A 619-nucleotide genomic window follows, 5' to 3' on the forward strand; every position below is an offset into this window, starting at 1 on the left:
AGTGGGTGGACCCGGCCAGCGCCGAGGTCTTGGCCTTCGCCGCCCGGCGCCTGGATCCGGCAAGGGTGCGCGTGGTCGTCGCCGAGGTCACGAGCCGCCGTCGGGGCCGCTGTACGGCACCGCGCTGTGCCCGGGGGAAGCGTTCGAGCTGGAACTGCCGCCGCTGGGCCTGCCGGAGACTCGCGACCTGCTCGACGGACCGGGCGGCGACACCGACGAGCGGGCGCTGCCGCGCTGGTTGACCAGACAGGTGCACCACGCGAGCGCGGGCAACCCGCTGTACGCGCTCGAACTCGCCCGCGCGCTGCGCCGGTCGGCTCGACTGCCCACGCGTGACCAACCGTTGCCGGTACCCGAGAGCCTGCGCCGCCTGTTGACCGCGCGCCTGGAGGGCCTGGCCCCCGAGGCCCGCCGACTGCTCCTGCTGGCCGGCGCCGCCGCCCGGCCCACGGTCGGGATGCTGTGCGGCGCCGTCGACTTCACGTACGGGCCGGCCAAGAGCCGCCCGCATACCGCCATCGGCCGCACCGACGCCCCGCAGCCGCCGGGCGGCGACCTCGTCCGGCGCACCGTCGCCGGCGCGACCGCCGCGGGCGTTCTCGACGTGTGCGAGGACGGC

At 76.9% G+C, this 619-nt stretch carries 1 pseudogene; it reads left to right on the forward strand.

The features are described from left to right. Positions 1-619, forward strand: a pseudogene (locus GT354_RS33165) (hypothetical protein); the annotation flags it as partial.

The organism is Streptomyces sp. SID3343 (assembly GCF_009865215.1).
Taxonomy (GTDB): Bacteria; Actinomycetota; Actinomycetes; order Streptomycetales; family Streptomycetaceae; genus Embleya.